This window comes from Syntrophales bacterium (assembly GCA_023229765.1).
Classification (GTDB): domain Bacteria; phylum Desulfobacterota; class Syntrophia; order Syntrophales; family UBA5619; genus DYTH01.
Map to the genome: position 1 here is coordinate 1 of JALNYO010000052.1, position 20,416 is coordinate 20,416.

Sequence of the window (20,416 nt, forward strand, 5' to 3'; positions counted from 1 at the left end):
GAGCCAATTGCAAAACTCCCAACGCTGTCATTCCCGCGACGCTTCTGGGCGGGAATCCAGTTTTTAACTATTTGAAATCATGGATGCCCGACAAAAGCATTCGGGCATGACACGGAGTTTTGCAATTACCTCAAACGAACAAATTAATATTTTAGATACGGCAGTTCTGCTAACCAATGCATTATTGTATTGTAAATATGTGCGGAGAGTGTCTAACAGCAACCCCTCGGAACTGTCAAGAACTTTTTTACCGCCATTTATCTTGACGCAAACGCCGCAACAAATTATGAAATCCGACAAAAAGATAAGGTCCCTCATTCCCAGCATGAAATACTTTTTAAAACTCCGCCTTTTATTTCATTGACTTTCGATCAAGTTTCTGTTTATCTCCCGCAACTTTGCAAACAGGCGGCGCCGATTTAGATGAAACTTGAAGAATTCTCGTATGACCTGCCGGAAGAGCTCATCGCCCAGCAACCTGCGGCGGTTCGCGATCAATCCCGGATGATGGTTGTAAACAGAACAACAAAAGAAATTGAATTCCACGAATTTCGGGATCTTCCGGATTATTTTGCTGAAGGAGACGCTCTGGCAATCAATGACTCCCGGGTTTTCCCGGCCCGTTTGACCGGCAGGAAGGAAACAGGGGCGCTCATTGAAATCCTTTTGTTAGCAAAGGATAAGTCGGAGGGTAAAAAAGAGGTCTGGAAGGCAATGCTGCGTCCCGCCAAAAGGGTGGCGCCCGCAATGACGTTCTTTCTGGCAGAGGGGTGTTCCGCACGGATATTACAGCGCCTCTCCGAAAAACAATGGCTTATGGAATTCATCACGGACATGCCTTTCGACGATTTTCTTCTCCGCTGCGGCAGGGCGCCCCTGCCTCCCTACATAAAGCGAAAGAGGGGGGGAACTCGCTCCCAGGAAGACTTGGAACGCTATCAGACCATCTATGCAAAAGAACCGGGTTCTGTGGCGGCGCCGACGGCAGGCCTCCACTTTACCAGCGAAGTTATGGCGGCACTGAACAGACGCGAGGTGAAAATCGCCCCCATTACTCTGCACGTCGGCTACGGGACTTTTGTCCCGATTGAAACCGAAAACGTGGAAGACCACGTAATGGAAGAGGAATATTTTTCAATATCGGCTGAGACAGCCGCAATGATCAACGGGGCAAAACGGGTGATTGCCGTGGGCACCACCTCGACAAGGGTTCTCGAGTCCACCGCCGATGAGAACGGCCGGGTAAAACCCCTAAACGGGTCCACCCGTCTTTATATCTACCCTGGTTACAAATTCAGACGCGTAGATGCCCTTTTAACCAATTTTCATCTACCGAAATCGTCTCTTTTTTTGCTGGCATGCGCCTTCGCCGGCAGGGAGTTAATTCTGGAGGCTTACCGCCTGGCCGTTGAAAACAGGTTCCGTTTTTACAGCTATGGCGATTGCATGCTGATAATATGAAATTTGAATTGATAAACACAGATCCCGGGTGTGAAGCCCGGCTCGGCAATATCGCAACCCCTCACGGCGAAATAAGAACCCCCGCCTTTATGCCGGTGGGTACCCAGGGAACGGTTAAGGGACTCTTGCCGGAACAGGTTCACTCCCTCGGGGCGGATATCATCCTTGGCAACACCTACCATCTCTATTTGCGGCCCGGCCATGAATTGATCGCAACCCTGGGCGGTCTCCACAAGTTCATGAACTGGCAAGGGCCAATCCTGACCGATAGCGGCGGCTTTCAGGTTTACAGCCTCGGCGCCCTCCGCAAAACAAACGACGACGGGGCGGTTTTTCAGTCGCACATCGACGGTTCAAAACATTTTCTGAGCCCGGAAAAGGCGGTGGAGATTCAGGAAGCGCTCGGCAGTGACATCATGATGTGCCTCGACGAGTGTATCGCCTATCCTGCAGACAGAAAAAAGGCGGAAGAGGCGCTACGCCGCACCGCCCAATGGGCAAAACGTTGCCGGGAAGCAAAGAAAAATCCGGAGCAGGCTCTCTTCGGGATTGTCCAGGGAGGCTTTTACCCAGACCTCCGCCGCCAGGCAGTTGATGATATGCGGAATATAGGTTTTGACGGCTATGCCATCGGCGGTCTCAGCGTGGGCGAGCCTAAAGAGCTGATGCTGGAAATCCTTGCCGCAACGGCCCCCCTGCTGCCGCCGGAAGCGCCTCGCTATCTTATGGGAGTCGGAACCCCCGAGGATATCGTGGAAGGGGTTTTCCAGGGGATCGACATGTTCGATTGCGTTATGCCGACCCGTTCGGCGCGCAACGGATTATTGTTTACAAACGAGGGAAAGGTTGTTATAAGAAACGCCCGTTACAGGGAGGATAGTTCGCCAATTGAAAGTGGATGTGATTGTTATACCTGCCAAAATTATTCGCGCGCCTATCTGCGGCATCTTTATGTCGCCGGGGAAATTCTGGCAATGGTATTGAACACCATTCACAATCTCCGGTATTATCTGCGTCTTATGGAAAACATACGAGCGGCGATCAAAGACGGAAGGTTTGTGGAATTCCGCCGTGCTTTTCTCGCAACACGAAACATTGATAATGCAATAGGCAGCGAAAACAACATAAATTAACCAATCCAATTACTAAAGGAGGTATTTACTGTGATTAATTCAGCATTTGCGATGGCCCCGCCCGGGGGTGGAGGAGGCGCCGGAGGAGGCGACATCAGCTTCATCATAATGATGGCGGTGCTTTTCGGGATTTTTTATTTTCTGATGATCAGGCCGCAGCAGAAGAAACAGAAAGAAATCAAGAATATGATCGCTAATTTGGCGCACGGAGACACCGTGATGACCTCTGGCGGCATTCAGGGCAAGGTGACCGGTTTGACGGAGACGGTAGTCACCCTGGAAATTGCCGACAAGGTGAAGATCAAGGTCAACCGCAGCTTCATCTCCGCTGTTCTTCAGAAATCGACTTCCGTGGAATAATTATCAACAGTCAGTTTTCGGTGATCGCCTTCAGGTCTCAGGCTGAAAACTGACAACAGACAGCTTAACAAAACAGCGGCTTATAACGCCGGCCGTCGATCGCCGAGAGCCGAAAATTGAAAGGGGTAAACCATGTTGAAAAGCATCAGAATAAGAGCCGCCATCGTCATCTTGCTTTGTCTGGCGGCGCTTGTCTATCTGGCGCCTTCGCTCTCCACCACTCTGCCCGAAAGCTGGAAGAAATATCTTCCCATGGACAAAATCCATCTTGGCCTTGATTTGCAAGGGGGGATGCACCTTGTTCTGGAGGTAGATGCCGCAAAGGCAGTGGAAAGTACGCTGGCCAGGTCAATTAATGACCTCAAAGAAAACATGATGGAAAAAAGGATCCGCTTCAAGCTGACCACAAATGCCGCCGGAGGAAACGCGGCCTTTGAGTTCCCGGATGCCCCGGCGCGGGATGCCTTTGACAGCCTTCTTGCGAAACAGTACCCGGATCTTGAGGTTGCCTCTTCCGGCACGGTTGAAGGCAAGGGAATCGCAACCGTCAAAATCAAGGATAAACGCGCCCTCGAAATCAAAAAAATGGCGGTCGAGCAAAGTCTGGAGACCATTCGCAACCGGGTTGACCAGTTCGGCGTTACCGAGCCGGAAATCATTCCCCAGGGGGCCGATCGCATCATCGTGCAGCTTCCCGGCATCAAGGATACGGCAAGGGCCAAAAGCCTGATCGGCCGGACGGCCCTTTTGGAGTTTAAACTTGTTGACGAAGAGAATAGCCTTGACGAAGCGCTGAAGGGAAATATTCCGGAGGGTGATGTAATAGCCTCTGAATCTCGTCTGGATCGAACATCCGGACGGAGAAACGAGATTCCGCTTCTCCTCAAAAACAGGACGCTGATGTCCGGAGATGCCTTGGAAAGCGCGAAGGTGCAGATCGGAGACCGCTTCGGCGAACCGCATGTATCAATTAAATTCAACTCTCAAGGCGCAACGGAATTTGAACGGATTACCGGCGAAAACGTAAAAAAACGTCTGGCCATCGTCCTTGACGGCGTGGTCCACTCGGCGCCGGTCATCCAGGAGAAAATTTCCGGCGGTGAAGCACAGATTACCGGCTCTTTTACGATGGAGGAGGCAAGCGATCTGGCGATCGTTCTCCGCGCCGGCGCCCTTCCCGCTCCGGTCACTATCCTCGAAGAGAGAACCGTTGGTCCTTCCCTGGGACAGGATTCGATCGACAAGGGAACCTGGGCAAGCGTCATTGCGGGAATCCTGATTCTTTTGTTCATGATAGCCTATTACAAAGCTACCGGCCTGGTCGCAGACGTCGCACTGGCTATGAACATGCTGCTGTTATTGGGCGTCATGGTTGCATTCAAGGCAACGCTGACCCTCCCCGGCATTGCCGGAATCGTCCTCACCATAGGAATGGCGGTTGACGCAAACGTCCTGATCAACGAAAGAATCAAAGAGGAGCTCCGCACGGGCAAGACTCCCAGAGCGGCAATTGAGGCAGGCTACCAAAAAGCCTTTCTAACCATTTTCGACTCCAATGTTACGACCCTCGTTGCCGCCTTGTTCCTCTTCGGTTTCGGCACCGGACCGGTCAAGGGATTCGCCGTGACCCTCACAATCGGCATTTTGGTCAGCATGTTCACCGCAGTCTTTGTGACAAGAATTATCTTTGACTATTTTGTCTGGAATCGCAAGATTGAGAAGATCAGCATTTAGGCAAACAGAAAGACTGCACCGACATTAAGGGAACGGAAAGATATTGATAATGAGGAGAACGGAATGGAAATATTAAAATCAGAAACCCATTATAATTTTGTAAAGTTGATGAAACCAACGGTGTTTTTGTCACTGGCGGTTATTATAATAGGGATTGCATCACTGATATGGCATGGGGGGCCCAATTACGGAATTGATTTCTCCGGCGGGACCCTTATTCAGATAAAGTTCAAAAACGCTACCCATACCGACAAGATTCGGAGCGCCTTCCAGTCAGCCGGGTTTGAAGGAAGCATCATTCAGGATTACGGTCCCCTCGAGGTTATGGTAAGAACCCCTGAAACAGGAAAGAATGCGGCAAGCCTGACCACTGACGTCGAAAAGGCCGCGCAAACCGCCTTCGGCGCCGGCAATTACGAGATTCGGCGCATCGAGATGGTAGGCCCCAAGGTCGGCAAAGATCTGACGCGCAAGGCGATACTGGCAATCATTTTTTCATGGATCGGAATACTTGTCTATGTGGGAATCAGGTTCGAGTTCCGGTACGCCCTCGGGGGAATCATCGCCCTTGTCCACGACGTCCTGATAACGATAACCTTCCTTTCGCTGTTCGACAAGGAATTTGACCTGAATATCGTTGCCGCCCTTTTGACCATTATCGGGTACTCGATCAACGACACCATCGTAATTTTTGACCGGATCCGCGAAAATGCCCGTAAAAACATAAGACAATCACTGGACGATATTATTAATGCCAGCGTCAACCAGACACTCAGCCGAACGATCCTGACCTCGTTTACGGTCTTTATTGTTCTGTTGGTTTTGTTCTTTTTCGGCGGGCAGGTTATCCATGATTTTACCTTCGCTTTGATCGTCGGCACAGTATCCGGCGTTTATTCAACAGTTTTTATTGCCAGTCCGATCGTGCTGCTTTTTGAAAAAATCCGGCCTTCCGGGCTTAAAAGGAAAAAATAGCCTTGACGCCGATTGAGCTTTTAGGAACAGGTTTTTTCATGCTGGTTTTGCTGCTGGGGATATTCTCTATCCTTTTCGGCTTTCCCGGGACGGTGGTCATCCTGATCGACGCGGCTGTTTATGCCGCGTTTACCGGCTTTGACCGAATCGGCGGAAAAATCCTGATTGTACTGTTTATTCTCTCCATCCTGGCCGAATTGTCCGATTTTGCGATCGGCATGGCCGGCGCCGTAAAATTCGGCGCCTCAAAAAAATCTCTCCTGGCTTCTTTTCTGGGAGGCATGATCGGGGCCATTCTCCTGTCTCCAGTCATGCTGGGGTTAGGGGCCGTTTTGGGGGCCTTTTTAGGGGGTTTTGTCGGCGTTTTTACCGTAGAGCTTCTCCAGCAGCTTAATCTGAAACCAGCGTTGCGGGCCGCCTGGGGTAGTATTGTCGGCAGGGCGGCCGGCATCTGCGTCAAGGGGGCCTTCGCGCTTGCAATGACCGTGATCACCCTCACGGGCGTCTATAATTAAATGCCTGCCGGCACGGGCAAATAGATTTTAGAATAGTGCATCGAGTTATTATAAATTATCTATAATGCAAGGAAAACAGATGACCAAGCAAAAATCGAAATTACGGGAATATTTAGAGGCAATCATTTTAGCGGTTGTAATCGCCTTCTTCGTAAGAACATTCGTCGTTCAGGCCTACAAGATTCCCTCCGGCTCCATGAAACCGACCCTGCTGATCGGCGACCATCTGCTGGTAACCAAATTTAACTACGGCGTTAAGCTGCCGTTAATACGCTCAACTCTGATTCCGCTCGGCAAACCAAAACGGGGCGATATAGTTGTTTTCATTTATCCTGAAGACAGATCCAAGGATTTTATCAAACGGATGATCGGGCTTCCCGGGGACACGATAGAGGTGCGGAACAAGCAGGTTTTTATCAACAACCTTCCTTGGAATGACACATACGGAAAGCATGTGGACAATATAGTCATCCCCGGCGCCGTCCAGCCCCGCGACAACTTCGGCCCGGTGACAGTGCCTGAGGACTCATTTTTCGTGATGGGAGACAACCGGGATGAAAGCTATGACAGCCGCTTCTGGGGATTCGTCCGTCAACAGGATATACTGGGCAAGGCGCTGGTCATCTACTGGTCGTGGGACAGTGAAAACAACAGCGTGCGCTGGAACAGAATCGGGAAAATACTCAACTGACACAATACGGGGTTGACGGTTGACGGTTACCGGTTGACGGTTACCGGTTGACGGTTACCGGTTGACGGTTGACGGTTGGCCTCTTTATCGGATGGTTGACTTTTCGAGTCAAGCGACGCTTAGCTTAATTCATGGAACGGCTGCCAAACTTCGCTATCTTTAAACTGCTGATCCTTATGTTTTTTTAACCGTGAACCGTAAACTGTGAACCGTGAACTGTTTACTCTGAATTTCGGCAGTATCAGGAGCTGTTCTCTATTCCGAAGGTCAACCAAACAAAGAGAAACCGATCATTGCCAGTGATAATAAAGTCAATACGGCAACCGTAAGCCAGGAAATAACATTCATTATCGGGCCGTTGACATACTTTCCCATAATGCGCTTGTCGTTTACCAAAAGCAGCATGAAGACAAGAATGACCGGCAGCAGCGCCCCGTTTATGACCTGTGAATAAAACATGATGCCAATAAGCGGCATGTCTGGAAGAAGAATAATTCCCGCGCCCAGAAAAATCATCAAAGTGTAGAGGCTGTAAAACTGGGGGGCCTGCAGAAACTTTCTGTCAAGACTCGATTCCCAGCCGAAGGCCTCGCAGATCGTATAAGCGGTGGAAATGGGCAGTATCGAGGCGGCAAACAAGGATGCGTTAAGAAGCCCAAAGGCGAAAAGCAGCGCCGCGTACTCCCCCGCAAGCGGGGCTAAAGCCTGAGCGGCGTCAACAGCGCTCTCGATTCTGATTCCGTTTTTAAAGAGCGTCATCGCGCAAAGCAAAATGATGAAAAACGCGATCACGTTGACCATAATCGACCCAAAGATCACATCCAGCCGGGTAAAGGGATAGTCATCGGCCTTCAGCCCCTTGTCAACAACGGACGATTGCAGGTAAAACTGCATCCAGGGGGCAATCGTCGTTCCGACAAGCGCCACAACCATCGCCAGAAAACCAGCATCCATTCTGAATACCGGGGTTAGGAATGCTGATCCCACTGCACTCCAGTCAGGATTTCCCATAAAGCCTGAAATTATATAAGAAAAATAAATAACACAGGCAAAGAGAAATACCTTCTCGACGGATTTGTAATTCCCTTTCACCACCAGCCACCAGACAAAAGCCGCGCTCACAGGCACGGATATATATCTGCTGACGCCAAAAATCTCCATGCTCGCCGCGATTCCGGCAAATTCGGAGATCGTGTTGCCGAGGTTCGTCAGAAAAAGGGCGATCATCAGGTAAAAGGTAATCCGCGCCCCGAAACGCTCCCGTATCAAGTCGGATAAACCCTTGCCCGAAACCACCCCCATCCGGGCGCACATCTCCTGGATTACGATCAGCACCCCGGTAATCGGGATGAGCGTCCACAAAAGCGAAAGGCCGTAATCGGCGCCGGCCAGCGAGTAGGTTGTTATTCCGCCGGCATCGTTGTCAACATTGGAAGTAATGATTCCCGGCCCAATGAGGGCGAAAAAAAGCCAAAGCTTCCGCCAGCGGCCCGCGCCGAAAAATGCGTGCAAAAAGCCACTAACCCTTTTGTTGACCGCATTGCCCATCCTTCAGCGCCTTCCTCATCCATTTTGGTGCTATCTTCCCAGTTTCGCCGCTATTACTTCAAGGAGATTTTTGAATAGAATAACGCCTTTGAGCTGTTCATCATCATCTACAACCGGAATTGCCAAAAGGCCGTACTTGAAAAAATCGTCAGCGATCTGCCTTTTTTTTTCTTCAACATTGACAAAGATTACACGCGTATCCATGATCCCGGAGAGCGAAGCTTCCGGCTCTGCCGCAAGGAGCTCCCGCAGGGAAACCACGCCGAGGATATGCTCTTGCTCGTCCACAACGTAACTATAGTAAATAAGATCGAGATCGTCGGCGTCAGCGCGAATGGCTTGCAGAGCCTCCGCGACGGTACAGTTCGGGGAAAAGCTGGGATATGCTGTGGTCATCAACCCACCGGCCTTCTCTTCCGGATGGGCGAGAAGTTCCTTCATGTCATCGGCCGCATCCTTTTCCATTTCATTCAGAATGCCTTCGACCTTTTCCGGCGAAAGATCGCCAAGGAGATCGGCTGCCTCAGAAAGAGACATCTCCTCAATAATATCGGATGCATCTTCGGTGGAAAGACCTTCAATCAGACTAACCTGCACCTTAGGATCAGTCTCCTCGAGCGTTTCCGCCGCTGTTTCGACGTCCAGCGCGTTAAAGACGGCTTTGCGCTGATGGATATCAAGGTCCTCAATGATATCAGCGAGATCTGCTGGGTGCAGTTGGCCAAGACGATTCTGGGCGATCGTCAATTGCAACAGATCCGGAGAGGAGATCATCTGCACAAATTTCCAAGAAATGAGCTGATCGGACATCTCATAATCAAAAAGGGCCCGGAGGACAAAACCGAACAGAGGTTTAAGGCCAACACGTCGTAAAAGTCCATGAAAACCAACATCTACATGAACAAGGTATAGCTCGTTATTCGCTATCAGAAACTGCAGGTCGTTAACGCGCCTGATTTTCGCCCCATCGGTGTCAACCACCTGCTTATCCAGAAGCGCCTCTTTGAGCATCAGTTCGCTGGCAGCAAGTTCCTTATCCGGAGGTAAATCATCGTCTGCAAAGCTTGCCGTAAAATGACCATCCGTAAAATAAAAGCCCTGACTCGAAAATAAACGGATTTTCCTGTTCTTTTCCAGACGCAGCCTCGCACCCGTAACATGAGGATACGTTTCGTCAATATTCACGATCAGGTCAAGGAGCCTGCCGACAGAATTTCCCCTCGGATCAATTATCTTTTTCCCAAGCAATTCGCTGAAAAATATAAAGAGTTCCGAATTCTGCTGATTAGGGATCATGTTTGCCATGATTATAGGCGCCTCCAAATTCCGACCGCGTATAGCATTTATTCCAATATTCAAGCAATCTTTTTCAACGCTGCTTTTATTTCTGAATACGCTTTTGACGTCCGTAATCCCAAGTTAAGAAAAAACATTTTTTCTTGCATAATTATCTAATATATGTTCAGAAACTCCCAAATTAACACTCCAAAAGCTATTGAAAACTACAAATGAATGGAGGGAGGGAATTATTATGAGAATTAAGATTGTTGCGGTGGCGGCCCTTTTAGGCGCAGTCTCAGCTTCCACAGCCTTCGCCGAGGTTGACCACGCCCAGTTTGTCGAAGGCGCCGCTTTTAAAAACGGCCAGGAGGTTACCGCAAAATGCCTGGAGTGCCACGACAAGGAAGCCGCTGATTTAATGAAGACAACGCACTGGAAATGGTCTAAAGAACAGAATGTAAACGGAAAGAAGATGGAGTTAGGCAAGAAGAACGTCATCAACAACTTTTGCTTAGCCGTTCCCGGCAACTGGCCCAGTTGCACCATTTGTCATGCCGGCTACGACTGGAAGGATGGCAGCTACGACTTTTCCAAGGCCGAAAATGTCGATTGTCTCGCCTGCCACGACACAACCGGCACCTACAAAAAGGTGTCTCCCGCCGTTCAGCCGGATCCGAAGCTCGATTTGGCAAAGCTCGCCCAGAAAGTAGGGGCAACTTCGCGAAAATCGTGCGGCTCCTGCCACTTCTACGGGGGCGGCGGCGATCATGTTAAACACGGCGATCTGGACTCCTCCCTGACCAATCCGACCGGGGATATTGATGTGCACATGGGCGGCCAGGCAAAGATGGAATGCACCGGATGTCACTCGGCCGAGAAGCACGCAATAAAGGGACAATCCCTGACGGTTGCCGATAGCAACGCTGAGCGCATCGCCTGCACCGATTGTCATAGTGATGCCAAAATTCATAAAAATCAGTTTGTGGAAAGGCACATCAAAAAGGTAGCCTGCCAGACCTGCCACATCCCGACGATCGCCAAAAGCCTGCCTACCAAGGTTTGGTGGGACTGGTCAAAAGCCGGCAAAAACATCAAACCGAAGAAGGATGCCTTCGGCATGGATGATTATCTGAAAATAAAAGGAGAATTCAAATGGAACAAAAACTTTGCTCCGGAACTGCTCTGGTACAACGGCAAGGCCGATAGAATTCTTCCCGGCGACAAGATCAACCCGGCCAAGGTTGTCAAATTAAATAGCCCGCAGGGCAATCGTTTCGATAAGAATTCCAAGCTCATGCCCTTCAAGGTCATGCGGGGGAAACAGCCATATGACTCCGGCAATAACACCATGGCTTTTGCAAAATTATTTAACGGCTACTGGAAAGACTTCAACTGGGACAAGGCGATTGAAGAAGGAATGAAGGCCGGCGGCCAGCCCTACAGTGGAAAATACGGCTTTGTGGAAACCAGTATGGCGCTGCCCGTCAACCACATGGTTGCCCCCAAAGAGAAGGCTTTCCGCTGCACGGCCTGCCATGGCTCCCATGGGAAGCTTGACTGGAAAGCGCTGGGGTATGAAAATGACCCGATCCTGAAAAAGAAGAAATAAACCCCATTTTATTCCAGCGGGCTTCCCCTGCCAACGGGAAGTCCGCTGGAATTATTATCAATTTAAAAACCGCCCTTGCCCGCCAAGCCTGCGCCTGCTATAAGCCCCGCCGAATGAATTTGCATTCAAAAACGCGATCATCTTATTTACAAAGGGGATCTGCCATACTATTTCATTCGGGAGATTAAGAATACTTGATTTACATCAAAGAGTTAAGCCTTTCCTTTACCGACCGGAAGATCTTCGACAATCTCAACTGGACAATCCCGGACCGCAGCCGGGTCGGTCTTGTCGGCGACAACGGGGCGGGGAAAACAACCCTCTTGAAGATAATTGCCGGCATCCTTGAGCCGGACAAGGGTTCAATAGAAATATCCAACCGCAAAAAGGCGACCATCGGCTACCTCCCGCAGGATCTTGTGGAACTTGATCCCATTCCCCTCTTGGAATTTGTCCGGATTAAAAGCGGCGTCTCCGATCTGGAAAAGGAGCTGAAACTCTGCGAAGAAGCCCTTTCCAACTCCAGCGGCAATGACGATGATCACGAAAAACTTTTATCCGATTACGAACGAAGTACGGCCCTCTTTGATGCGAAAAACGGCTATGCCTTCGAGGCCCGGGCAAAGCAGATGCTCGCCGGCTTCGGATTTCAGGAAACTGATTTTCTCAAGAACTGCGCCGACTTCTCCGGCGGCTGGAAAATGCGGATCATGCTTTCCGTCATCCTGCTGTCCCGACCGGATATCATGCTCCTCGACGAACCGACCAACCACTTGGACACGGAGAGCATGGAATGGATGGAAAGCCAGCTTAAGGACTATCCCGGCATGATCATTACGATCGCCCATGATCGCGTTTTTCTGGACAAAGTAACCGGTTTCATCGCCGAGCTAACCGGCCAAAAGCTCGAAATATACAAAGGAAATTACACATATTATCTCAAGGAGAAGCAGCGCCGCAAAGAGGCCCTGAAAAAGGAGATGGAGCTCCAGAAGGCGGAGATCAAACGGATCAGGGACTTCGTGGAGCGGTTCCGTTACAAGGCCACCAAGGCCAATCAGGTGCAAAGCCGCCTTAAGATGCTCGAGAGGTTCGACTCCCTCCGCGAGGAAGGGGAAGGAAAAACCGTTGCGATCCGCTTTCCTGAAAGCCCCAAAAGCGGCAAGGAGGTTCTCTCGGTCAGCGGCCTGGCCAAAGCGTATGGCGATCATGCTGTATTTCACGATCTCAATTTTACCCTCTATCGCGGGGAAAAAGCCGCAGTCGTGGGAATGAACGGGGCCGGCAAATCCACTCTCTCGCGCCTATTGAGCGGCGCCGAAGAACCGTCCTCCGGAAATATAGCCATTGGCCTGAATGTCAAAACAGCCTTTTTCTCTCAGGAAAGCGCGATGAACCTTGATTACGACAGAACGATCTGGGAAGAGGTCAATCTCGTCGGCACAAGAAGCAACGACCAGGAGCGGCGCAACCTTCTCGGCGCATTTCTGTTTTCCGGCGATGACGTTTACAAGAAGATATCCGTCCTCTCCGGCGGCGAAAAATCTCGTCTCGCCCTGTTGAAGATACTCCTCGAAGACACAAACCTCCTGATCCTTGACGAACCGACAAACCATCTCGACATCAAGACCAAGGAGGTCTTTCAGAACGCCTTGTTGAGTTACGGGGGAACCATCCTGATCGTCTCCCACGACCGCTATTTCCTCGACAACCTCGTGGGACGGGTATTTGAACTCAAGGACGGCATCTGCCATGAGTACAACGGCAACTACTCGTGGTTCATTGAAAAAAGAAAGGAACTGGAGTCCGCGCCGTCTTCTATTCCATCCGCTTCTCCCCTGCAAACGGAAAGCAATGCCGGGGTGGAACTCGCTCAAACGGGAGGCGAAATAAAGGCAAAAAAGACCAAAGAGGAAAAACGCTCAGAGGCTGAGGAGAGAAACCGCATCTCTAAGGCAACCGCAAGTCTCAAAAAGGAACTGGTCAAAACAGAGACAAAAATCTCTCTCCTTGAGAAAAAAAAACGGGAAACCGAGGAGGCTCTTTGCCAGACAGAAATATATCAGCAGCCAGAACTTGTCAAGCAGATGAACCTCGAACTCAGGTCTATTGACGGGGCGTTGGAAGACCTCTACTATGCATGGAACGATCTCACCCTAAAAATAGAGGCGTGGGAAGAATCATCGCCCCTACCCTCCCCCGCCTAAAGATGCCGAAAGCTTTGAATTTCTCCTAAAATTCGGCAAATCGTCATACCGGCGAAAGCCGGTATCCAGTCTTTTCAAGATCTTCTGGACCCCGGCTTTCGCCGGTATGACAGCGTGGGGGCATTTTTCAAGTCTCATGCCGACAGTGACATTTTCCCCTGAAAATACCTCTGCAAATGTTTAACATTATTGCATCCAACTTCCCTCCCCTTCAAGGGGAGGGCCAGGGTGGGGATGGGGTCGCGCCATCATGAATGTTTCATGTGCGGCTATGCCCCGTCAAGGCCGGAGGATTCCTGCTTCTGGAACCACCCACCCGGATTGACAAAGAACTCTTCCGTGTCCTTTAGGGAGGTAAAATGCTCATGCTCGATATTCGCCAGCAGCTCAAAAAAGGCCTTCTCTTTCGGCTCCACCGATTTGTCTCTGAGCTCTGCATAGAACTGCGCCCCTTTTGCCTCGAAATCAATGGCAACGCGAACGGCTTTTAAGTCGTCTTCAGCGCCGCTGCCGTTTGCCGTCCCCTTTGCCGCCGTTCCGAAAACCGCTTTCACCGCAGAATTTTTCACCTGCAGCGAAACAGTTTCCGGCCATTTCTGATCCTTTTTCCAGACTTCGGCAAGCTGAAACAAGCGCTCGTAATGCTCAAGCTCCTCTTCGGCAATCTGCGCAAACATCGCCTTGCCCAGCGGGTTTGACGTTCTTGCGGCATTCTTAAGATAAAAATCACGTTCCATCATTTCGTTTTTCAGCGCCATTTCCAGTGCATTCAATCGTTCTTCCATAACCTGCTCCTCCCGACAACGTAACTATTTCTTTTGCTTCACCGTAACTTCGTGGATTCTACACGATAATCTGTTAGCCCGCAACAATAATAATCCCGTGAAAAGTCGCCACGCCCGCTGAAAACATGTGTCCAGCTTCGGCTGGTTCAGGTTTTCGCCAACGGTCAACTGCAAACCGTAAACCGTGAACCGTTATAAAAATCATCGGTACTTGCCAGAGAAATCCGGTTTGCGCTTCTCTTTCATGGCTTTAATCCCCTCCCGGGCGTCGAGACTGCTGAAGACAGGCATTCCGATTTCCAGCTCCTTCTGGAAGGCTTCCCGGTAGCTCATGTCCATGCTCTCCCGAAAGCAGCGCACGATCCCCTGAACTGCCAGGGGCCCATTGCCCGCTATTCTTTCGGCCATCTCCAGCGCCGCCTCCATCAGCCCGCCGGATGGGACAACGCGATTGAGGAAACCCCAGTTATAAAGGGTATGGGCGCTGAAATTGTCCGCAGTCAAAAGCACCTCCATCGCCCGGCAGGGAGTCAGGATGCGGGGCAGGTAAACATTGGAACCGCCTGTCGGCATAATCCCGAGACTCGCCTCCCGCATCTGAAAAACCGCATCCGCGGAGGCAAGGCGCAGATCGGCGCCCATCACCATCTCAAAGCCGCCGGTCAGACAATAACCGTTTACCGCCGCGATGACCGGCTTTTTTACGATGTTCGGCTTCAACATGGCCTCCGCAACCTGAGTTCCGAATTCGTCAAACCATTTTTCCGCTTCGGTCTGAGGTTCCCGCATCTTGGTCAGAATCGGGATCGCCGAGCCCAGGTCCATCCCCGAGCAGAAGATATCCGGGAGACAGGAATAGAGGATGACGACCCTGATTTCGTCATCGGCATTGATCTCCTGCCACGCCCGGTGCAGATCCATCAGAATCTGCGGGTCGAGTGCGTTTTTCTCCTTCGGACGGTTCAGGCCAACCTTTACAATATGTCCCTCTTTTTCGCAATTAAGCGCCATTCATTGCCTCCCCGGCGACCTACGGCCGCTTTCCATAGTTTTCCTGAATCCAGTTCAGATACGCGCCGCTGCGAATCCTCTCCCCCCAGCCCCGGTTTTCGAGATACCACAAAACTGTCTTCCTCAGCCCCGTGGCAAACGACTCTCGCGGGGACCAACCCAGTTCCCGATGCAGCTTCGAGAAATCAATCGCGTAGCGGCGATCATGTCCGGGGCGATCCTTCACAAAGGTTATAAGTCCCCGGCGTGGGTTTCCGGCAGGCGAAAATTCGTCTAAAAGATCACAGATCATCTCGACAATGGCGATGTTTTCCATCTCCGCATGTCCGCCGATGTTGTATGTCCCGCCCCGCTGTCCCTTTCCCATTATTTCCGCAATTGCCTCGCAATGGTCGGTGACGTAGAGCCAATCGCGAACATTTTTTCCGTCTCCATAAACGGGCAGCGCCTTTCCTTCCAGGGCATTGAGAATAACCAGCGGAATCAGCTTTTCGGGGAACTGATAAGGGCCGTAGTTGTTTGAGCAATTGGATATCGTTGTCGGCAGTCCGTACGTCTCATGATAGGCGCGCACCAGGTGATCGGACGAGGCCTTCGATGCGGAATAGGGGCTGTTCGGACGGTACGGTGTCTCCTCGGTAAAATAACCATCCGGGCCGAGACTGCCATAGACCTCGTCGGTACTGATGTGATGGAAGAGATAGAATTTTCCGGAAGAGGCAGTTTCCCGTGCAGCCTCCAGCAGATTGAATGTACCATTGATATTGGTCTGGATGAACGCCTCCGGTCTTTTTATCGAACGATCGACATGCGACTCGGCGGCAAAATGGCAGACCGAATCGATTGCCTGTCGTGAAAAAATGCTCCGAACTGCCGGTAAATCGCAGATATCCGCCTTTTCGAAGACATATCTGCCGGAATATTGCTCAACGAGCCCCTGGAGATTTTCCGGATTTCCTGCATAAGTCAGGCAGTCAACATTGACGATCCGCCCGTGAAAATTATCGTTTGCCAGCAGATAGCGGATGAAGTTGCTCCCGATAAATCCGCATCCCCCTGTTACCAGTAGATTTTCGCTGTCCATTGTCCCCCTTTTCTGATGCCGGTTAATTGCCCCCGGAAAGGGGGTCAAAGGTTGATGACTGCGTATTTTAACGAGAGCATCACCTTCGTCCGACATAATATTTTATTTTGCGCTGTTGTCAATCAATATCGTCAACAAAATTGACATATGCGGCAGACGACCTGAGCGTTGAGGAGTTACCGGGTGACGTTATACAAATTTTCCAATCCCGATTCCCCGCAGGTCAATGCCTTTTATTGTTATTATGTCCCCCGAATATCCGCACCATCTCCTCCGAAAAATCGTTGCCATTTTGGCGTCACTATGCTATTCAATCGGCAAAGGAGGAGGTGTGTCATGACGCTTAACAAAATCGAAGAAAGGATCCCCGCCCGAATGCCTCTCGATGTGTACGAGAGAATAGCTGCGGCAGCCCAGGCTATTGGGGCGACGCTCAACCAATTTCTTGTCCAGTCCGCCTTGGACAGAGCCAACGATATTCTTGAAAGGGAGCGGGTCATCACCCTCTCTACCAAGGCTGCGGAGACTCTGTTTGGCCTCATCGAGAATCCACCCGCTCCGAATGATTGTTTGAAAGAGGCTATGCAGCAAAGAGAGGCGCTTTTGTGCCGGAGATAGTTGCCCTTGCGCGCCATCACGACCGATCCGGGTTTGATTGCGGTGTTCCGGAACTGAATTCCTTTCTCAAGGCAACGGCCCGGCAGCATGCCGATAAAGGGATTTCAAGGACTTTTGTGCTGTCTGATCAGGAAAACCCTGCCGCAATCCTCGGGTATTTTACTCTCACGCTTTGCGAAGTCAGGACGAAGCATCTTCCCACGGCATATGCAAAGAAATATCCACAGCATGAGCTTCCTGCCGTTCGTCTTGCGCGACTTGCTGTTTCAAAAAAATACCAGAGAATGGGTTATGGCGGCTTGCTGCTATCGGAAGCAATCCATCGAACGGTCTTAATTGCAGAGCAAGCCGGCATGACAGGTTTGTTTGTTGATGCAAAAGACGAACGTGCACATAAATTCTACGAAAAATACGGCTTTGTTGCACTCCCAGGCTACGCGATGCAATTATTTTTGCCCCTTGAAACACTTCGCTTGTCTTGTAATAACAAAAGTATGGGGTCTTGAATTTTATCGTTTTGCAGCGGAGGATTCTTTCTCTCGCCGGGAACAACCACATTCCCCTACCTGATCCGATCGAGGCGCTAAAATTGATGGCTCCATTATGCCGATCATTGACAATTGTATTTGTTGCTGTAAACGTTTGAGAAAAATGCGTTTGTATAGCGGAGTACTTTTGGTAATCAATAACGCGTCCGTAATAAAGCTGAGATGCCCTCGAAATTGTCTTCACCGAGTCAATGACATTCGATGTCGAATTAAGGCGAGGATTACCAATTATAATGTGCTTATGTAAGGCCAACTCAATGGAAGCCAGCATCTGCCGTTTCTCGCCTCTCACATATTAAAGGGAACGAAGGGAAAGGCCGGTATCGCAGCGGCTTATATCTTGGCCTATCTTTTTTGCCAGGGCTACTATTTCTTAATGTCTTCTACAACCTTATCAACTTTCTTGCCGGCGCGCTCCACCGGGCCTTCTTTACAGCCCGATAGTCCCACAATTAGGGCGATCATCACCAATACGGCGATGAGACTCTTACCACTGATGGAAAAAATATTCATATCAGTTTTTCCTTTCTTTCGCGCGAGCTGAAAACACCACTTATCCGTAAATTCGCCGTCACTCCCTCGTCACATCGATAGCAGGCCGTTTTAGTAGAGCCAGACGCTGTCATCGCCTCCGCCCGCCACACTCCCCATCGTGGAAAGACGGCTGATCGCTTCCGGGTTGCCACGGACTTCCGCGTCGAGGAACGTAAGCAGCCACGTGTAGATGTCGTTTTTCGAGGCATCGTCGAACCCGTGTGTCACGCCCGAGAGTGCAACCAGCCTGCGGGTCCCGGTGAGGCGCGACATGCCGATCCTCGCTTCGATAATCGGAGCGGTCGTGTCCGCCTTCCCGCTGATGCCGAGGAACGGCAGATTGATGCCGTCGAGCCCGTGCTGGTCGCGTCCAAATGCTGGCAGGATCGGCTGCCCGAAATACGGCACGTAGCCGACCGCCGCCTTGAGCCGCGGATCGCGTGTGACCTGTTTCCACGACGACCCGATGTCAAAGTATGAGGTCGTGAGACCGGCGCCGCCCAACAGCAGCATTGTCTGGCCGCCCATGCTCGCACCGAAACCGCCGATCTGTGTCTCATCGATGTGATCTTTCCATTGCGGATGCGCGAGAACGAGGTCGAGCGCCGCGGATATCGAAAGCGGTCGCAGTGCCTGCATCGCCGTGAAGTTGTCCAAGTGCGACGCCACGGCAATGGCGTCGTTGAGATTGTCGATCTTGAGATTGGAAAAGCGCAGGTCCCCGTGAAACGGGGAGATTACAACGTAACCGTAACTCGCGCAAACGGACAGTGCCAACATGTAGTCGTCGGAGGAGATCGGGCTGCCCATGTAGCCATGCGAAAACGCAACCACCGGATAACGAACCGAGGCGTCCGCAAATAACGGCGCATCCGATCCGGTCTGCATGTGTGGCACAACCCTGTCGGTCTGCGGCGGATTGAGGGGATAGTCGGGACGGGGGTTGTCGGCCGTAGTGGGGTAGCACGCGATCACAACAAACTTGACCTCCTGTCCGGCAAAATCACCATAGAGATTCGAGTCCTGCGGCGCGGTCACCGTGGCGATCAGCGTATTATCCGGGTCCGCCAGCAGATCGGTCACATAACGCGGCCCGTTGTCCGAGGGCATACCTTCCCAATAGTTCGTCACATCCTCGCCGGCACCCACTCGACTGAAATCCTGGACAACGTTGCTGCACGCAACCGCATAGGGACCCGGCAACGGCAAAGGCTGCACGACGGCGGTCGGCGCCGTGACGTCCGACGGTGTGCTGCCGTCGCTACCGCCGCCACATCCGGCCAGTGCGAGTGCAATTCCCAACAAGGCTGCCAACAGTGACCCCCGCAAGAATCCTTTCATGACTGCGTTTCCTCGTCCCCGGCAATTGTGTCATAACTTGATTCGACTAAGCGTCGCGATAGGACTTCCCCTATCCGTTTAATTTTTTGTAGCTCTTTCATTTGTTCCTTCATAGCATTCTCTCGTAAATTTTCATACTTCTCCATGACTACCTCTCTACTCCTAACAAAACCGGAATAGGGTTTGGATAACCCTTTTCGGCGAAGCAAAGTTTCTTAAACGTTATGCCGGGACTGCCATTGACCTTACCTTTCACTCCGAAAAAAACGTACCTTCCCCTAGTCATTCGTACTTGATGTGATGGTATTGGCCCTTGATCTTGCAAATCATAAACGCAAGTTGCTTGCCAACAAGCAAAAGAAAATTACAATATTGGATTCATCATTGATAACGGCAGATTAGATCAACAGGAGGGAACAGTGCAAAACCATGAAATTATTCGTTTGGCCTCAGGATTTGGCGGAACCTCATCATATTGAGGGATACGTCGAATGGAGCCATGCAGCTTATGAACCTGACTTCATGGTGTCCGGCCAAATGATCCGGGCTTATTGAATATCGTTCGAAATAAAGCATGCCAGTCAAAATCATTGGACGCTCACTTACAGGAAGCTATACGTAAATCACCGCACCCACCTTTTTAAAAAGTAATATCCACTATTTCCGGTCGAAAGCAAGCATTTTTTCAAGGTTGACATTTTATTGACACCCAGATCAGTTCATCGTCATGGCGGTGGACGGAGCATCATCCCACAGAAGCAAAGGCTGAAGATTCCAAAGGTTTGACTTTGCCTCGCTGTTTTTTGCAGTCATCCAGACTGCGTATGAAACTACCCTCAACAGCCCACTGTCATTATATGGACAGTGTCCCCTTCATTTATGATTTCATCCATCCGCTCACCATAGGAAAGATATCTGGACATATTCACAACCACCCGGTAATCAATATCTATTTCATTGTTCTGGTCCAACAGAATCTTA

At 50.8% G+C, this 20,416-nt stretch carries 19 protein-coding genes; 11 read left to right on the forward strand and 8 right to left on the reverse strand.

Annotated elements, in window-relative coordinates; all coding sequences use genetic code 11:
* The first annotated feature begins 423 nt into the window (after positions 1-423).
* The 7 genes from queA to lepB all read left to right on the forward strand — a co-directional run bounded on the left by queA (position 424) and on the right by lepB (position 6,869).
* Positions 424-1,461, forward strand: coding sequence for a tRNA preQ1(34) S-adenosylmethionine ribosyltransferase-isomerase QueA (gene queA / locus M0P74_16740; protein ID MCK9365235.1), 1,038 nt, complete (start codon positions 424-426; stop codon positions 1,459-1,461).
* Positions 1,458-2,594 (forward strand): tRNA guanosine(34) transglycosylase Tgt, encoded by a 1,137-nt coding sequence (tgt, locus tag M0P74_16745; GenBank protein MCK9365236.1) that lies wholly within the window; start codon positions 1,458-1,460, stop codon positions 2,592-2,594. Before queA ends, tgt begins: the two co-directional genes overlap by 4 nt.
* A 30-nt stretch (positions 2,595-2,624) precedes the next feature.
* Positions 2,625-2,954 carry a preprotein translocase subunit YajC gene (yajC, locus tag M0P74_16750; GenBank protein ID MCK9365237.1) on the forward strand — a complete coding sequence of 110 codons (330 nt, stop codon included), beginning with the start codon at positions 2,625-2,627 and terminating at the stop codon, positions 2,952-2,954.
* A 132-nt stretch (positions 2,955-3,086) separates the two neighbouring features.
* A complete protein-coding gene (gene secD, locus M0P74_16755) occupies positions 3,087-4,688 on the forward strand; it encodes a protein translocase subunit SecD (GenBank protein ID MCK9365238.1) in 1,602 nt (533 codons plus the stop codon).
* Positions 4,689-4,751: 63 nt separating this feature from the next.
* Positions 4,752-5,663, forward strand: a complete 912-nt coding sequence (gene secF / locus M0P74_16760; GenBank protein ID MCK9365239.1) for a protein translocase subunit SecF — start codon at positions 4,752-4,754, stop codon at positions 5,661-5,663.
* A gap of 2 nt (positions 5,664-5,665) precedes the next feature.
* Positions 5,666-6,178 (forward strand): DUF456 domain-containing protein, encoded by a 513-nt coding sequence (locus M0P74_16765; GenBank protein ID MCK9365240.1) that lies wholly within the window; start codon positions 5,666-5,668, stop codon positions 6,176-6,178.
* Positions 6,179-6,257: 79 nt separating this feature from the next.
* Positions 6,258-6,869, forward strand: coding sequence for a signal peptidase I (gene lepB, locus M0P74_16770; GenBank protein MCK9365241.1), 612 nt, complete (start codon positions 6,258-6,260; stop codon positions 6,867-6,869).
* A gap of 267 nt (positions 6,870-7,136) precedes the next feature.
* Here the strand turns inward: lepB and M0P74_16775 are convergent, their stop codons facing one another.
* Together M0P74_16775 and M0P74_16780 are read right to left on the reverse strand one after the other, a co-directional pair.
* Positions 7,137-8,417, reverse strand: a complete 1,281-nt coding sequence (locus tag M0P74_16775) for an Nramp family divalent metal transporter (GenBank protein MCK9365242.1) — start codon at positions 8,415-8,417, stop codon at positions 7,137-7,139.
* Positions 8,418-8,447: 30 nt separating this feature from the next.
* Complete coding sequence (locus tag M0P74_16780) at positions 8,448-9,722, reverse strand: CBS domain-containing protein (protein MCK9365243.1); 1,275 nt, start codon at positions 9,720-9,722, stop codon at positions 8,448-8,450.
* Between the two features lie 226 nt (positions 9,723-9,948).
* Between M0P74_16780 and M0P74_16785 the strand changes: the two genes are divergently transcribed.
* Both M0P74_16785 and M0P74_16790 read left to right on the forward strand, forming a co-directional pair.
* Positions 9,949-11,307 carry a tetrathionate reductase family octaheme c-type cytochrome gene (locus M0P74_16785; protein ID MCK9365244.1) on the forward strand — a complete coding sequence of 453 codons (1,359 nt, stop codon included), beginning with the start codon at positions 9,949-9,951 and terminating at the stop codon, positions 11,305-11,307.
* 194 nt (positions 11,308-11,501) lie between these two features.
* Positions 11,502-13,514 carry an ABC-F family ATP-binding cassette domain-containing protein gene (locus M0P74_16790; protein ID MCK9365245.1) on the forward strand — a complete coding sequence of 671 codons (2,013 nt, stop codon included), beginning with the start codon at positions 11,502-11,504 and terminating at the stop codon, positions 13,512-13,514.
* Positions 13,515-13,783: 269 nt separating this feature from the next.
* On the opposite strand, the gene M0P74_16795 is transcribed toward M0P74_16790, so the two are convergent.
* The 3 genes from M0P74_16795 to rfbB form a co-directional block, all read right to left on the reverse strand.
* Entirely contained in the window at positions 13,784-14,299 is a 516-nt protein-coding gene (locus M0P74_16795) for a ferritin family protein (protein MCK9365246.1), read from the reverse strand.
* A 201-nt stretch (positions 14,300-14,500) separates the two neighbouring features.
* A complete protein-coding gene (locus M0P74_16800) occupies positions 14,501-15,310 on the reverse strand; it encodes an enoyl-CoA hydratase-related protein (GenBank protein MCK9365247.1) in 810 nt (269 codons plus the stop codon).
* A gap of 19 nt (positions 15,311-15,329) precedes the next feature.
* Positions 15,330-16,394: a dTDP-glucose 4,6-dehydratase gene (rfbB, locus tag M0P74_16805; protein MCK9365248.1), complete on the reverse strand. Its 1,065-nt coding sequence runs from the start codon at positions 16,392-16,394 to the stop codon at positions 15,330-15,332.
* Between the two features lie 336 nt (positions 16,395-16,730).
* Between rfbB and M0P74_16810 the strand changes: the two genes are divergently transcribed.
* Together M0P74_16810 and M0P74_16815 are read left to right on the forward strand one after the other, a co-directional pair.
* A complete protein-coding gene (locus M0P74_16810; GenBank protein ID MCK9365249.1) occupies positions 16,731-17,012 on the forward strand; it encodes a DUF1778 domain-containing protein in 282 nt (93 codons plus the stop codon).
* Positions 17,000-17,518, forward strand: a complete 519-nt coding sequence (locus M0P74_16815) for a GNAT family N-acetyltransferase (GenBank protein ID MCK9365250.1) — start codon at positions 17,000-17,002, stop codon at positions 17,516-17,518. The genes M0P74_16810 and M0P74_16815 overlap by 13 nt, the downstream gene beginning before the upstream one ends.
* Before the next feature lie 408 nt (positions 17,519-17,926).
* Here M0P74_16815 and M0P74_16820 read toward each other — a convergent pair whose 3' ends face one another.
* The 3 genes from M0P74_16820 to M0P74_16830 all read right to left on the reverse strand — a co-directional run bounded on the left by M0P74_16820 (position 17,927) and on the right by M0P74_16830 (position 19,581).
* Complete coding sequence (locus M0P74_16820; GenBank protein MCK9365251.1) at positions 17,927-18,073, reverse strand: hypothetical protein; 147 nt, start codon at positions 18,071-18,073, stop codon at positions 17,927-17,929.
* A 90-nt stretch (positions 18,074-18,163) separates the two neighbouring features.
* Positions 18,164-19,435, reverse strand: a complete 1,272-nt coding sequence (locus tag M0P74_16825) for a hypothetical protein (GenBank protein MCK9365252.1) — start codon at positions 19,433-19,435, stop codon at positions 18,164-18,166.
* Positions 19,432-19,581: a hypothetical protein gene (locus M0P74_16830; protein ID MCK9365253.1), complete on the reverse strand. Its 150-nt coding sequence runs from the start codon at positions 19,579-19,581 to the stop codon at positions 19,432-19,434. The genes M0P74_16825 and M0P74_16830 overlap by 4 nt, the downstream gene beginning before the upstream one ends.
* Positions 19,582-20,416: the final 835 nt, after the last annotated feature.